The organism is Carnobacterium funditum DSM 5970, assembly GCF_000744185.1.
Taxonomy (GTDB): domain Bacteria; phylum Bacillota; class Bacilli; order Lactobacillales; family Carnobacteriaceae; genus Carnobacterium_A; species Carnobacterium_A funditum.
In genome coordinates this window covers 1,905,158-1,919,617 of record NZ_JQLL01000001.1, presented here as the reverse complement: position 1 = coordinate 1,919,617, position 14,460 = coordinate 1,905,158, and the positions used below count along the sequence as shown (strand labels likewise).

General features: G+C 35.4%; 13 protein-coding genes. 4 read left to right on the top strand and 9 right to left on the bottom strand.

Annotated features, from left to right (window positions below; all coding sequences use genetic code 11):
• Positions 1-137 precede the first annotated feature (137 nt).
• Entirely contained in the window at positions 138-1,214 is a 1,077-nt protein-coding gene (locus tag BR44_RS08960) for an FAD-dependent oxidoreductase (RefSeq protein WP_034551983.1), read from the top strand.
• Between the two features lie 82 nt (positions 1,215-1,296).
• On the opposite strand, the gene BR44_RS08955 is transcribed toward BR44_RS08960, so the two are convergent.
• The 7 genes from BR44_RS08955 to BR44_RS08920 form a co-directional block, all read right to left on the bottom strand.
• Entirely contained in the window at positions 1,297-2,721 is a 1,425-nt protein-coding gene (locus BR44_RS08955) for a dihydrolipoyl dehydrogenase family protein (protein WP_034551981.1), read from the bottom strand.
• 16 nt (positions 2,722-2,737) lie between these two features.
• Positions 2,738-3,322, bottom strand: coding sequence for a CDP-alcohol phosphatidyltransferase family protein (locus BR44_RS08950; RefSeq protein WP_034551978.1), 585 nt, complete (start codon positions 3,320-3,322; stop codon positions 2,738-2,740).
• Between the two features lie 4 nt (positions 3,323-3,326).
• Positions 3,327-3,989, bottom strand: coding sequence for a TVP38/TMEM64 family protein (locus BR44_RS08945; protein WP_034551976.1), 663 nt, complete (start codon positions 3,987-3,989; stop codon positions 3,327-3,329).
• Between the two features lie 26 nt (positions 3,990-4,015).
• On the bottom strand, positions 4,016-4,954 hold the full coding sequence (locus BR44_RS08940; protein ID WP_051912660.1) for an ABC transporter ATP-binding protein: 939 nt from the start codon (positions 4,952-4,954) through the stop codon (positions 4,016-4,018).
• 4 nt (positions 4,955-4,958) lie between these two features.
• A complete protein-coding gene (locus tag BR44_RS11360; RefSeq protein ID WP_084676129.1) occupies positions 4,959-6,629 on the bottom strand; it encodes an ABC transporter permease in 1,671 nt (556 codons plus the stop codon).
• Positions 6,613-7,854: an ABC transporter substrate-binding protein gene (locus tag BR44_RS08925; protein ID WP_034551973.1), complete on the bottom strand. Its 1,242-nt coding sequence runs from the start codon at positions 7,852-7,854 to the stop codon at positions 6,613-6,615. The genes BR44_RS11360 and BR44_RS08925 overlap by 17 nt, the downstream gene beginning before the upstream one ends.
• A gap of 241 nt (positions 7,855-8,095) precedes the next feature.
• Positions 8,096-9,364 (bottom strand): HlyC/CorC family transporter, encoded by a 1,269-nt coding sequence (locus BR44_RS08920; protein WP_034551971.1) that lies wholly within the window; start codon positions 9,362-9,364, stop codon positions 8,096-8,098.
• 905 nt (positions 9,365-10,269) lie between these two features.
• Here BR44_RS08920 and BR44_RS08915 point away from each other — a divergent pair.
• The 3 genes from BR44_RS08915 to BR44_RS08905 are packed head-to-tail and all read left to right on the top strand — an operon-like array spanning position 10,270 to position 11,639.
• Positions 10,270-10,677, top strand: a complete 408-nt coding sequence (locus tag BR44_RS08915; RefSeq protein ID WP_034551969.1) for a MarR family winged helix-turn-helix transcriptional regulator — start codon at positions 10,270-10,272, stop codon at positions 10,675-10,677.
• Between the two features lie 19 nt (positions 10,678-10,696).
• Positions 10,697-11,335 (top strand): nitroreductase family protein, encoded by a 639-nt coding sequence (locus BR44_RS08910; RefSeq protein ID WP_034551966.1) that lies wholly within the window; start codon positions 10,697-10,699, stop codon positions 11,333-11,335.
• A gap of 16 nt (positions 11,336-11,351) precedes the next feature.
• Complete coding sequence (locus BR44_RS08905; RefSeq protein WP_034551964.1) at positions 11,352-11,639, top strand: putative quinol monooxygenase; 288 nt, start codon at positions 11,352-11,354, stop codon at positions 11,637-11,639.
• Positions 11,640-11,943: 304 nt separating this feature from the next.
• On the opposite strand, the gene BR44_RS08900 is transcribed toward BR44_RS08905, so the two are convergent.
• Positions 11,944-13,302, bottom strand: a complete 1,359-nt coding sequence (locus BR44_RS08900; protein ID WP_034551962.1) for an FAD-dependent oxidoreductase — start codon at positions 13,300-13,302, stop codon at positions 11,944-11,946.
• 281 nt (positions 13,303-13,583) lie between these two features.
• Positions 13,584-14,402, bottom strand: coding sequence for a ZIP family metal transporter (locus BR44_RS08895; protein ID WP_425393581.1), 819 nt, complete (start codon positions 14,400-14,402; stop codon positions 13,584-13,586).
• Positions 14,403-14,460: the final 58 nt, after the last annotated feature.

Here is a 14,460-nt window from a genome sequence, read left to right as displayed (position 1 = left end):
TTTTTCAATTTTTCAATTAGAATAAGATAAAAAGTTTCCATTTTCCTTTTATTCCTTTTAAGATAGTATAGAGCTCATACAATTTAGATATAACCTATCCATCTTCAACAATTCAAACTTACACTGGAGTGAAAGTAATGAGTAAATTAGTCCTTATCGGTGGTGGTCACGCGCACCTTATATTTCTTCGCGAACTACTTACAACCTCTATTCCGCATGAAATTGTTCTTATTTCTGCAGACCCTTATCAGTACTATTCAGGAATGTTTTCAGGGTTTACAGAAGGACTATATGAAAAGGAAGATATCCGCGTTAACATCGAACAACTCTGTCATAGAGCTTCTGTAAAATTTGTTGCGGACACAATCATTAGATTGAACCCTCTAGACAAAACCATTGAAGGAAGTTCTGGTCATACCTATTCTTTTGATACGATTTCCGTTAACATTGGATCCAGTATTTCTAAATTAGTTAACTCCACTGCTATCAAAAGTATTAAACCGAATTATAAGTTTACTACTATTATAGAAGCATTCAGATTAGGTGAACAGCCTGTAATCATTGGAGGTGGTTCCGCAGGGGTTGAGCTAGCACTAACTACAGCCGCTTGGAGAAAGACAAACAAGAAAGAAGCGAATGTAAAATTAATCAGTTCATCTCCTCTACTTTCTTCTTATGGAAGAAAGGCATCCATAAAAATAAGACAAGTAGTAAAAAGAAAAGGACTAGAAGTTTTTGAGAATGAAAGAATCGAACACCTCGATCAAAACTTTCTGATTACAGATAGAAATCATAAAATTAAATGGAGTCATCTCCTGTCTTTAACAGGACCTGTCGCAAGTCCTCTATTCACAGAAAACATTCTCCTCAAAGACGCTAATGGATTCCTGCTGGTTAAAAACACCTTGCAACACAAACAGTATCCTTTTATTTTTGGAGCTGGCGATTGTGCTACCGTAGAAGAGTATCCTTTACTGCCTAAGAACGGGGTGTATGCTGTGAGACAAGGCCAATTACTAACACAAAATTTAAAACGCTATTTAGAAAACCAGGATTTACTTCCTTTTATTCCACAGAAAAGATTTCTGTCCATCTTATCTACTGGCAACCAAGAAGGACTGCTTACCTATGGACCATTTTATTTACATGGGAAGATACCTTGGAGAATCAAGCACCATATCGACAAACGTTTTATAGATTCTTTTCGCTTCTAAACTTTTTTAAAAAGCGCTATTGAACTGTTCAATCAATAGGATCAATGGTGCTTTTCTTATAAAATAATTCACTTTTCTACCTTCACCTAAACCATTGAATATATTTTTTAGATAGTTTCGGAAGAAAACCCGAGAATAGTTTCTCTCTCCAATATAAATCTGCTGTGCGTTGAATAGCCGCTGCATGATTAGGATACGGATAAATCATTTGAGAAAGTTCTCCAATCTTATGATTTTGTGCGATTGCAAATACGATGGTTTGCATCCAATCACCCGCTCCTTTGCCAAATGCATGCGCACCTACTATCTTCCCTTTAGAGTTTGTCAGTATTTTGACAAGTCCTCTATCCTCATGGTCCGCTACAAAACGATCCACTTCTGCAAGAGGAATCTCGTAAATAGAGACTGCTATCCCTTTTTCTTTTGCATCTTGTTCTGTTAAACCAATATGGAATATTTCAGGATCTGTATAGATAATCCAAGGTATTTGATTGTATTTCATCTTTTTAGGGAATCCTAATACAGCATTTTGTACAACGGTCTTTCCTTCTTCTCCAGCTACGTGTGTAAATGGAAATTTACCATTCACATCCCCAATCGCATAAATAGTCGAAAGGTTTGTTTGTAACTTTTCATTCGTCAAAATATGACCTCTTTTATCCACTTCAATACCTATTTTCTCTAAATGAAGTGAATCACTATTTGGGAGACGTCCTACCGCTACTAAAATTTCATCCACTACTAACTCTATCTGTTGGCCATTTTTATCCACAGTCACTATTTTTTTATCGTTTTGAACGACAACCTTTTTAACTTCAGCATTCAGATAAAACGTTAATTCAGATTCAAGTACTTTTACTGCAGCTTTTTGAATTGTAGCGTCTTCTGTACTCAAAAGAGAGTCTTTTTGTTCTACGACAGTAACAACCGATCCCAAACGAGCCATAGCCTGTGCTAACTCTAAGCCTATCGGTCCACCTCCAAGTACTAGCAATTCTTTTGGTAGAACTTCTTGTTGAAATAACGTTTCATTCGTCCAATATCCTGCTTCTTCTAGTCCCTCAATTTTTGGAACAAATGGTCTTGAACCGGTAGCAATGATGATCCGCTTCCCATAAATTTCAGTATCTTTTATCCTAAAAATATTTTTAGAAGTGAATTCACCACTCCCTTTATAGATATCTATTCCCATATTTGAAAAACGCTCATCACTATCCTGTTCTTGAATCGTTGAAATAGATGCTTGAACTCGTTTTTTCACTTCTTTCATATCTATCTCCCCAGAAAAATGGAGTCCTAACTTCGTGGCTTTATTTCTTGCTGTGTAACTATCTTTCGCGGCTTGAATCAATGCTTTTGAAGGCACACATCCAACATGTAGACAGTCGCCGCCGAGATACTGTCCTTTTTCAACTAATGCTACTTTGGCTCCAAGGGAACTTGCCCCTGAAGCGACGGTTAGACCGCCCGCTCCTCCACCTATTACGATTACATCATATTTTTTCATCCTATTACCCGCCTTCCTACTTACTTAAAATCCGTCTTGCTTCCATTAGTCTTTGAATTGCTGTAACTAACTCAATCACGAAAAAGAGAAGAGTGAATCCAATCAAATAAGTGTTAAGGAGAACCATGAGTGAGAATAAGATGAATCCTTCTGTTCTTTCCGCTAGACCTGCTTGATAGTAAAAAGTTTTTATCCCCTTTTTTTCTGATACCGCTCCTACTGTGAGAAAGATTGTCATCGACAGAATAATCGAAACACTGAGTAACAAAAGTGCTCCTTGTGAAGCTGGGAAAGCGAATGCTAATCCTAAAATGACACTAATCTCAACGATTCGATCAAACGTAATATCAAGTACCGTTCCCCAAAGTGAGGGTTTAGATAATCGCGCCATTGTTCCATCTACCGCATCTAAAAATCCAGAAATCCATAATACTAAAACAGCTATCAAGGGTTGTTGCATATAAACAAACACTCCTGAAGAAACACCTATAAAAAAAGCACACCACGTTACCTGATTTGCACTCCATCCAACCTTCAAAAAGATTCGTGCTATTTTTTCTATAGCCGGTTGAACATATTTTCTTGCGTGAGTATCAAGCATTGTTTTACTCCTCACTTTCATCCTTCATCTTTAATAGTTTGCGGATTTTTTTCTGGAATAAGGTTGGAATCAGCGTAATAACAATAAACAGTCCCCCTGCTAATGCAACCCTTCCCATATTAGATGACAATGCATTAGCCCCTAAAAAGGTATACACGAATGTACCTGGTATCATTCCAAGTACCGTTGCCAACATAAAGTCTCTTGTTTTTATTTTAGATAATCCTGCTGTATAACTGACTAAATCAAATGGAAAGAGTGGAACTAGTCTCATTACCAACACAACGATAAAGCCTTTCTGTTCTAAACTATCTTTCAATTTCAAAACGCGATGACCTCCCTTTTTTTCTATCCATTTGCTCCCAACTTTTCGTGAGACTAAAAAGGATAGATAGGCGCCTATCGATGCACCGGTAAGTGTTAAAAGGGTTCCATATAAGGGTCCAAATGCAAGCCCTCCGGCTAAAGATAAAACGGATGCTGGAAAAAGAATTAATGGCCGTACCGAATAAAAAAATACATAAACGAACGGTGCAATGACTCCTAATTCAATTATTTCACTTTGTATCGTTTCTGCTTCTATGTTAAATACGGTTTGATTTAAAAAGAATAGTACGAGTAAAAAAGCAAGGATACTGAGTAAAATAAGCCCATCACTTTTCTTCATATTTTCACCCTTTCCAAGTAAGCGATCTATTTTTCTTTTATATAAACGACACTTCCTACAGAAGTTTTTTTGGATCCTTTCAAGGTTAATTTTTCTCCCGTATCTGACAATAGGATAACTGTATAGTACTCTCCTGCTTTATAAAAAGTTTCGATTACTTCTGCCTTCCATGAACCTTGTTTCCCTAACCGTTTAGCATCTGTAAAGACTAATCTATTTTCAGAAATAAAACGTTTTTCTCGCCAAATGCCGCTTTGTAGAAAAGTTGTGACATACGAATTGATTGGTGCATCATATAATTCACTTGGACTTGCCACTTGTTGCAATTTGCTCTCTCCAAGAATGGCCACGCGATCTCCTAGCGCCATTGCCTCTTCTAAATCATGGGTAACGAATAAAACAGTCATTTCTTCTTCTTTTAATAACTGCTTCATCCAGCGTCTTGTATCTTTCCTCAACTCAGGATCCAAATTAGAAAAAGGTTCATCTAAAAGGAGTACTTTTGGCTTCATCACTAACGACCTTGCTAAAGCTACACGCTGTTTTTGTCCTCCTGACAATTCATGAGGATAACGCTCTGTATAATCTTTTAATCCGACTTTTTCTAACATATCAACGCCCATTTGATTGCGTGCCTTTTTTTTTACTTTAGCCATTTTTAGTCCAAAGGTTACATTTTCAAGCAAATTCAAATGCGGAAACAAGAGGGATTCTTGAAACAGGTAAACGACTGGACGTTCTTGTGGTGATATTCCACTCATCGAATAACCATCAATGATAATCTCTCCTGAATCATATTCTACTAATCCAGCTACCATTTTTAATAGTGTGGTTTTCCCAATTCCTGAAGGTCCAATCATAGAGACAATTTCTCCCTTTTGGATGGATAGTTGATCAATAGCTATAATTTTTTGATGTTCATATATTTTCGATAAATTTGTAAGTTTTATATAGGTCTTTTTCATGGTCTCACCCGAATTTCTTTGGTAGTACTATTTTTAACACTAACTCAACAACCGCCCATATCCCAACCGGTATGATTGCAAATATTAACGAAAAACTAGCCATAATTGACTGATCTACTGATTGAAAGAAAGGGAAATAAAGTAATGGTAAGGTCAATATATTCCCTCCTCCTATAAGTGCCGTTACAAAATACTGGCTTAATGAAACGACCGTAACGATAAAAACGACACTTCTCAAACTAGGTAAAAGCTGGGGCAAGTAAATTAAATAAAACGCCTTGAACGGTTTAGCTCCTAAAGATACCGCCAGCTCTCCTTGCTTTTTCCCAACCCTTTCAAAACCTGCTCGTAAAATCCTAATTGTATACGGTAACGTTAAAACAAGATGGATAAGAACAACACCAATCCAACGGTTCGCTATCCCTAAGCGTATAAACGTCAGATGAATCCCCATTGCTACAGCTAAAACTGGAACGAATAAAGGAGACAAAAGAAGTGTATCTATTGCTGCTTTTCCTTTAAATTCATAAAACGCCAAAGCATTCGCCGCTGGAATACCCATGATTACATTAAGCAATAACGCTAATAGGATGATACCTATTGACGTAAGAATCGCCTCCAAAAGATGGGGTTGCTCAAGAAAAAGAACGCGCCATCCTTGAATGGAGATAGTCTTTGGTAGAATCATACCGGACTCCCATTTACTCACAAAACTGGATAGAAATAAAAAAAGTGTAGGAAGTAAACTTAGAAAAGCTATGTTTAAAAAAGAAAAGTTAGAAAAGTGTCCTATTGACTCTATTTTTTTTCCATCATTTTGATTTTGATAAAGGTGTTTTCTACTCCTTCTTGTTATAAAAGATAAGATGCTAACAAAAAAAACGATAAAACTAGTTACGATAACCATTGTGGCATATGCGTAAGGTTGTTTTTCCCAGTTTGTTCCAAAAAACCAATCGTAGCTTAATATGGAAATCATTTTAGGATAGGTAGCGCCTAACAGAGCTGGGACTTCATATGCTGCTAGTACAAAAGAAAAAATGATGAAAAAAGTTTCTAACAACACCGGGAAGACATAAGGCCATTCAACGTATCTAAAAACAGCACCTTTTTTCCCTCCTAATGTAAAAACTAACTCCTTTTGAGAGTGAGATAATTGTTCATAAACGGGGAGTAGCATTAAAATAACGAATGGAACTCCCTTCCATATATAAGTTATCATTATTCCTAAACCAGCTGAATCCATAAATAAATTGGGAAAGTCTCCTGGCAGAGCTATTATTCCAAGTCCATTGAAAATGGTTGAAAAAAGCCCGGTTTGAGAAAATAAAAGATAAACCATATAGCCCCAAACAAAATGCGGAAAGAGCATGGGTAACCAAGAAATCAATCTGGGAAAGCTCCGTTTTAATACAGGAAAAGCCGATCGAACGAGTACAAAACCAATTCCAAGTGATAATAGAGTAGATACCACCGCGATTCGCACACTAAAAAGAAAGGAGCTTTGAAATATTTCATCACTTAACAGGGTTCGATAAATTTCTAGACTCAAGGAGCCACTCGATAGGATACTTTCTACAAAGACCATTAATAAACCGTATCCAACTAACAAAATTGTCATCAAAATGGCAGGTCCAACTAATAGGTAAGGTTTATTTTTATCGTACCACTTCATTAATCCAATTCTCCTTTAGCCATGGTACATAGTTAGCATCAATTTCCGGTTGGGCAAACTCCTTCAAGATTTCTATCGGTATGACGGTCTTTCCCCTCTCAATCGCTTCAAATTGACTTTGTTCTTCTTTTGAAAGTTTACGTATGTCCAATGATGTATTGTCTCCCCAATAAGAAGTATCTAATTTTTTCAATTGTGCCTCTGGCGATAGTAAAAAATTTGTAACAGTTAGTGCGCCTTCTTTATTCGGGCTATTAAAGGGAATCGCTAAGAAATGAGTGTTGCCAATAGATCCAGAATTTAGAATAAATGATCGAGTAGAGTCAGGAAAAATGCCTTTTTCGACTAGTTTTTCCGCTCTTGCCTCATTATAACCCATGGTAATAGAGACTTCTCCTTGACTATACAAACGATCTAACTGTGTAAGATCATTTGGATATGTTTTTCCTTCTTGCCACAGATAAGGTTTCACTTCGTTCAGAAAATCCCACATCTCTTGACTATTTTCTTTTGCAAATGTAGAATCGAATCCATTATCTAAAATCGTTTGCACATCCCCTACTGATTCGTAGAATAAATGCCGTAAAAAGGCATTCCCAGTGAAATCTGATGGATCAGGATACGTGAATTTACCAGGATTCTTTTTCACCCATTCTTTTAATTCTTCAAAAGTTTTGGGAGGGTCTGCCAGTTTATTTTGGTCATATTGAAAAACAAACTGAACTTTTCCCCAAGGAGCTTCCATCCCGTCTACTTTTGTTCCAAAATCATAAAGCACATCTAAAGCCTTTGTATCTACATAGTTTTTTACATTTGGAAGTTGGTTAGAAAACGGCCCAAATAATAATTCGTTTTTCTTAGCATTTTCAAAATTTTCTCCGTTGAGCCAAATCACATCTATGGTCCCTCTCGTTTGTTTCGCTTTTTTTTCATTCAATAATTTCATCAATACTTCAGGTGAATCCATAGGTACTCGGCGAAGAGTGAGCTCATGTTGTTCTTTTAACTGTGGCGCAACCCAATCATCGATGTATTGATTAATACCTTCGTCGCCTCCCCACATGTAAAGATTTACAGTCGTTTCTTCCGCTTCTTTTTCAATCGTTTCCCAATTCTTTTGCATCATTTCTTCCACTGATATTTCGCTTGTTTCTTTAATATTTGAGCAAGCTGACAAGAGAAATAGTACTGTCAGTCCGATTAATAAAAATCTACCTTTCCACATAGCCCTGTACTCCTTACTATTGAATGATGTATATATAGCTTATCAAAGTTTCAACTCTCTAACTGTAAGCAAGCTTACAATAATGATGCTTACGGTCTTCCAATCTAATATACCATTCTAACAACAAAAGTTGTTAGTTAGAGTTCTATTTTTACGGACTTTAAAAATTCGTAAATTAACAATGCGTCTAAATAAAAGAAAAAAAGAGGTTGGCGCAAAAATAGCTCCACCCTCTTTTCTCCTATCCTACATATTCTAATTGGTTTTGTTCTACCGTTATCTCCAATATTCTTGTATCTTTTACTTTCACTACATGAAGCAACATATTGCCATAAATCACTTGATCGGCTTCTTTGGGGAAACGACCTAACATTTCTGAAACGAATCCACTGATTGTATTTGAAAAAAAACTTTCCTCGTTTTGAATTTGAAATAAATCAAAAACTTTTTCAAGACTAGCCTCACCGCGAACTTGATATTTCCCTTCATCAATGAGAATGATTTCTTCTTCGATATTATCGGTTTCATCCCATATTTCTCCAACTAGCTCTTCCAAAGCATCTTCCATAGTCACTATCCCGATTGTACCTCCATACTCATCAGAAACCACAGCCATGTGCGCTTTGCTTTGTTGCATAATTTTCAATAATCGGGATATTTTCATCATAGCTGGAATGTGAATGACTTCTTTCATTGATTCAGTGAGTGATAATCCTTCTTCACCTTTTGCTTTCCTACGCAAATAAAGATTGAAATCTCTCTCATGTAAAACACCCTGTACTTCATCAATCGAATCTTCACATAATAAAATACGTGAGTACCTGTGTTCATCAAAAATTTTCTGTATTTCCTCATCTGTATCTTGCAAGTCAGCTGCAACCACGTCTACACGCGGTCTAAGAATACTGTCTACTTCCAAATCATGGAATTTGATGGCTGATCGAATTAACTGATGTTCATCATCTTCCAGTGAGCCACCGTTTTCTGCTTCATCTACGATTGATAAAAGTTCTTCTCCACTAATCCTTGTTTCTTCGGTTTGCAAATGTTTAGCCAACATGTTGTTCCACTTCTCAAAAATCCAGTTAATCGGCTTTAAAATTTTCATTAAAATACTTAAAACTGGAGTAGCAAATTTAGCAACTTTTTCTGGTCGGTCTTTTGCAATTGCTTTCGGAGTAATTTCACCAAAAATTAATACAAGTATCGTCATGACGATTGTGGAAATCGTTACTCCATATTGCGGAAAATAACTGATGAAAAGGAGTGTCGCTAAGGAAGAAGAAGCAATATTCACAATATTATTTCCTACTAGTATTGAAGAAAGAACATTGTTGTAGTCTTCTGTAAGTTTTAATGCCCATTCTGCACGTTTGTCTCCTTTTTTTGCACTATTTCGCAATCGGATTCGATTCACGGACGTAAAAGCTGTTTCCGAGGAAGAAAAAAACCCCGATAATAATAGCAGTATCACTAAAATCACAATCGTCATTATACTATCACTGTCCATTAGACAGAATTCCCCCTTATATTTCTTATTGCTATCATTTTACCATAAATGAGTAGTTATAAAATAGTATCTAGTCTATTTTAATATAATAGTACTAAACGATTCTCCGTAGTTTCTTATACATCCTAATTTTTCTATACTTCTCGTTCTTTATGAACTGGATTATTTTCAAAATACAGGTTATTTTTCATTAATTGTTCAAACTGTATTTTTTCGAGGCATTCACGAATCAGAATTAATCCGCCACAAGAGGATAATTCTTTATTTTTAAGTGTATTTGAACATTTCCATTATATGTTCATTGATTGCCTCGCAAAGTGAGAATGCTTTATCCCTCTATTTATGTATTTTAGTAAAATCTTCATCAACAGAAAAGGGGTTTTCATACACCAAATAGGTGATAAACCGAAATACTTAGAACTATTGATACTCTAATATACTAGTAATACTAAGGATATCTTCTTTGAATAATTCGGATTATATCTTGCAACAATTTTCATCTTTCGTTTATATGGATAATTTATCTTTTTGAAACCTCCTAAATGTTGTATTTGTTAACTCCAAATTTTGAGGGGCAGACTCGCTCAGCACCAAAAATGGTTCATTATATATTGAAAACATACATTTGGAATTCATGCTGTCATCCAATTAATCCCAGTATCTTAAAAAAACTAGTATTATACATTCAATAAAGCTATTTTTTTCTATATTATAGGGGGGCAGGAAAACCAAAAAAAAAACTCATGACAATAGCCTCTTAGCGGGTTTCCAGAAATGCTATAACTCATTTGGATTATTATAATAGTATGAAATGCTTTACTTTTTTATTAATCTGCCTTATATTTGATTCGTCAACGATTGATTAGTCAAATGTTAAGTTTGGTTAGCTTGAGAGGAGAATAGACATGGAATTAAAAGATATCAGCAAGCTTTTTTATAACATAAAAATTTCAAATCAAGAAACTACTTCATTTTTTGAGAAAGAAACAGGTTTCAGTTTGACAAGATATGAAATGATGATGTTTCTTAAAGAAAATGGGAAATGCTTTCAATCTCAAATACAATCAGAATTAAAAATAGATAGTTCTGCGGTTACTAGGCATTTAAAAGTATTAGAAGAAAAAAATTATGTCACTAGAAAGCGAAATAAAATGAACAATAGAGAACTATATGTTCAACTAACTGAAAAAGCAAAAATTGATTTAGAAAATTGTGAGAAAAAGCATCATTCTATGCAGCAACCTTTAGATATTTCGCTTAATGATGAAGAAGCAGATCAATTATCCTATTTATTGAACAAACTAATGAACTAAACAGAAAGAGGTTTTAACTATGGAAAACAAAGTAAAAAATAATGATTTTTCAGATATCATCTTCGAAAGAAAGTCGGTTCGTCTATATAATAAAGATACAAAAATTTCTCATGAAGAAATGCTAGAAATGATTCAAGAAGCCACAACCGCACCCTCTTCAGTAAATATGCAACCATGGCGTTTTGTCATTGTTGAAAGCGAAGAAGAAAAAAAGAAATTAAAACCACTTATTCGTTTTAATACTGCTCAAAATGATACCTCATCTGCAATGATATTAATTTTCGGAGATATGGAGTGCTATGAATATGGCGAAGAAATTTATAACCAAGCCGTCGAAGAAAATAAAATGTCTTCTGAAGTAAGAGATCAACAATTAGAAGTTATTCTCCCTTACTACAAGAACTTTTCAAAACAAAAAATGAATGATATTGTAAAAATAGATTCTAGTTTAGTCGCTATGCAATTAATGCTTGTTGCGCGTAGTCATGGATATGATACGAATGCCATTGGTGGATTTGAATCTGACCAATTAGCTGGAGCGTTTGATTTAGACAAAGAACGTTATGTGCCGGTAATGATTTTATCTATTGGTGAATCAATAGATGCTGGATACCAATCTGTTCGTTTAAACGCAGATGCATTAACAACATTTAAATAAAAAGGAGATTTTATGCATGAAAATTATTAATGCTACTTTTTTTGTAAAAGACGATAAAAGAAATGAGTTTTTAGCTACTGTTAAGCCTTTAATTGAAGCTACTCTACTAGAAGAAGGTTGCATAGACTACCATCTTTACGAGTCGTTTGAAGAACCTAATAGGTTTGTCATGATAGAAAATTGGGAAAACCAAGAAGCTATTAATGAACACAATAAAAATCCTTTACTCCTTAATTTGTTTAAAAATATGCCTACGTATAGCGCTAAACAAGCTATTATTAGAATTTCTACTATAGAGGAATAAAAGGATAGCACGTATTTAAATCATTTCAGTTCTACTAGTAGCTTTAGATTCATCCACTTGATGAACCTTTGATTTGATAACATTGTGCTAATCTAAGTTAAAATAACCTATAGTAACGATTTAGAGTATCAAAGTTTAAGATAAAAAAATTTGATGCTCATGGAAAAAACAGCAAGAAAAAAGCTTGTTAAATAGCCAGAAAATTAGATAGTCATTCTGTTTACCGGATTGTATTTTAAACTTTTAAGTTAAAAACAAGCGATTAGAATAGTTAATATTCTAATCGCTTGTTTTTTTTCACTTATTAGAATAACATGTTGTCACTACCGTATGATTCTCCTAGTGCTTCCATTGCAAGAACGTTCAAGTAGTTCCAAGGACGGTTGTATTCTGGTTGGAAAAAGAAGTCGGCACGAGCTAAGTGTTCGAGCGTCCATTCTGCTTCTACCACAACAGCCATTGTGTTTATTGACGCAGTAACATCTTTTTTAGACATTAATTGCGCTCCTTTAATAATATGAGCATCTTTTTCGTAATAGATTTTCATCATCACGATATTATCTTCATTATGCATGAAATCTGGACGGATTTTTTCTTCTACATAGCTACTGACAACCTCTTTTTCACATTGATCCGCATTAATCGCTTTAACTCCTGTGGAAGCAAAATGGTAGTCAAATAGTGACAATCCAGATGTTCCTTGGACACCCATCATTTTCATCGTAGGTTTTACAATGTTTTTAGCTGCAACAATGCCTTGACGACGTGCGTTAGAAGCTAAGGCGATATGCACTCTACTGTGTGTAGGGTTGAAAGGAATAGTGGTAGCATCTCCAGCAGCAAAAATATCCGCTTCAGAAGTTTGCATATATTCGTCTACTTCAATCATACCGCTAGAGTCTAATTCAACAATCTCTTTCAGCCACTCAGTCGCTGGTCTAATACCTGCTGCAATCATAACGGTATCCACTTCATATTCGCCTTTATCTGTCACGACTTTTGTTACGACGCCGTTTTTGCCCATAATTTCTTTAACCATTTCCCCAGTTTGGACGTTTACTTTTCTTTCTTTTAAGTCTTTATCCAAAACATCTGTGAACTCTTTATCCAAATAGGTAGGAAGAACACGGTCAAGAGTATCAATAATGGTCGTTTCTATTCCTGCTTTTACAAAAGCTTCCATCACTTCAATCCCGATATAGCCAGCACCAATGACGACAGCTTTTTTCGCTGAAGCCATCCGTTTTTTCACTTGGTCAGCCCAATCGCGACCGCGTAAGTAAAAGACATTTTCCAAATCCGTTCCATCTACTGGTAATTGGAATGGCTTGGCACCTGGAGTAAGAATTAGTTTATCATACGTTGTTTTTGATTCACCCTCTGTTGTTTTTACGGTGATTGTTTTCGATTTAGGATCAATATTTGTTACTTCACTATTCGTATGGACGTGTACTCCTTGCTCTGTATAAGAAGTTTCATTAGCATAATGTAATTCATCCAATGAATTCGAAACTTCTTCTAAGTAAGATTGAATACCACAAGACAAGAAAGAGACCGTAGACCCTTTTTCGTAAAGATGAATTTCTCCTTCAGGTAGTTCTTTTAATAATGTTTGGACAGCTTCATAGCCTGCATGAGACGAACCGACAACTATAACTTTCATTAAAAAATCCTCCATTTCTAACCTACTTAGAGAGAAAACAACGAACTTAATGTTCAAAAAAAGCAGCTGATATTCACTCAGAAAATAGCTTATGTGTTTTATATACCAATTTACCCTATCATAGATAATAAGGGATAGAAAGTGAAAAGGGTTAATCAGGAAATGAAAAGACCTCCGTTTTTTTTGCTTATGTACTACACCTCAAAAGTTAGAAAAACTAACTTTTGAGATTGAATCAAAAATAGCATACTGTTTTATATTTCCAATGACTTCACTCTTATTTATCCTAAAGCCACATCTAAAGTCATCATAATAACAAAGCCAACCATTAAAGCAAGAGTAGCACTATCTTTATACCCATTTGTTTGAGATTCAGGGATTAATTCTTCTACCGTAACAAATATCATAGCTCCTGCAGCAAAAGAAAGAGCATAAGGTAAAAGAGCCGTGATTGAAATAACCGTGATAGCGCCAATTACTGCAGCTATCGGTTCCACGATAGCAGATAACTGTCCAATATTAAAGGCTCTCCAGCGAGTGCTTCCAGCTGCTCGGATGGGCATAGATAAAGCAGAGCCTTCAGGAATATTTTGAATTCCAATTCCTAACGCGAGGCCGACAGCACTCATAAAAGCATCTCCATTTGCTGCACTAACTGCTGCAGCTCCAAAAGCTACACCAACAGACAATCCTTCAGGTATATTGTGGATTGTAATGGCAAGAAATAAAAGCAAGTTTTTTGAAACTTTGACATTAGGCCCTTCGCGGTTCTCTATGGGCTCGTTTAAATGTAAGTGAGGAATGACTACATCGATTAATCTTAAGAATAGTCCACCAAATAGAAATCCTGTTGCAGCAGGAAACCAAGACCAAGAACCATAATCATTCTGTTCTGCAAAAGAAATAGATGGAGCTAATAATGACCAAAAAGATGCAGCAATCATAACCCCTGCTGCAAAACCATTCATCACATCTAAAAACTGACGATTAACAGTTTTAAAAAGAAACACAAATGCGGAACCTAAAATTGTACAGCCCCAAGTAAATAGACCAGCTATTAAGGCCTGTAAAATTGGATGAAACGAAACAAATGTATCAATAATGTATACCCTCTCCTTTAAATAAACTAATAAGTCTTTTTAATAGTCACATCAAGCT

Coding starts and splice junctions, on each gene's coding strand:
- BR44_RS08925 (WP_034551973.1), bottom strand. CDS start 7,854: ATGTGGAAAGGTAGATTTTTATTAATCGGACTGACAGTACTATTTCTC.
- BR44_RS08955 (WP_034551981.1), bottom strand. CDS start 2,721: ATGAAAAAATATGATGTAATCGTAATAGGTGGAGGAGCGGGCGGTCTA.
- BR44_RS08910 (WP_034551966.1), top strand. CDS start 10,697: ATGGAAAACAAAGTAAAAAATAATGATTTTTCAGATATCATCTTCGAA.
- BR44_RS08905 (WP_034551964.1), top strand. CDS start 11,352: ATGAAAATTATTAATGCTACTTTTTTTGTAAAAGACGATAAAAGAAAT.
- BR44_RS08960 (WP_034551983.1), top strand. CDS start 138: ATGAGTAAATTAGTCCTTATCGGTGGTGGTCACGCGCACCTTATATTT.
- BR44_RS08915 (WP_034551969.1), top strand. CDS start 10,270: ATGGAATTAAAAGATATCAGCAAGCTTTTTTATAACATAAAAATTTCA.
- BR44_RS08945 (WP_034551976.1), bottom strand. CDS start 3,989: ATGAAGAAAAGTGATGGGCTTATTTTACTCAGTATCCTTGCTTTTTTA.
- BR44_RS08900 (WP_034551962.1), bottom strand. CDS start 13,302: ATGAAAGTTATAGTTGTCGGTTCGTCTCATGCAGGCTATGAAGCTGTC.
- BR44_RS08920 (WP_034551971.1), bottom strand. CDS start 9,364: ATGGACAGTGATAGTATAATGACGATTGTGATTTTAGTGATACTGCTA.
- BR44_RS11360 (WP_084676129.1), bottom strand. CDS start 6,629: ATGAAGTGGTACGATAAAAATAAACCTTACCTATTAGTTGGACCTGCC.
- BR44_RS08940 (WP_051912660.1), bottom strand. CDS start 4,954: ATGAAAAAGACCTATATAAAACTTACAAATTTATCGAAAATATATGAA.
- BR44_RS08950 (WP_034551978.1), bottom strand. CDS start 3,322: ATGCTTGATACTCACGCAAGAAAATATGTTCAACCGGCTATAGAAAAA.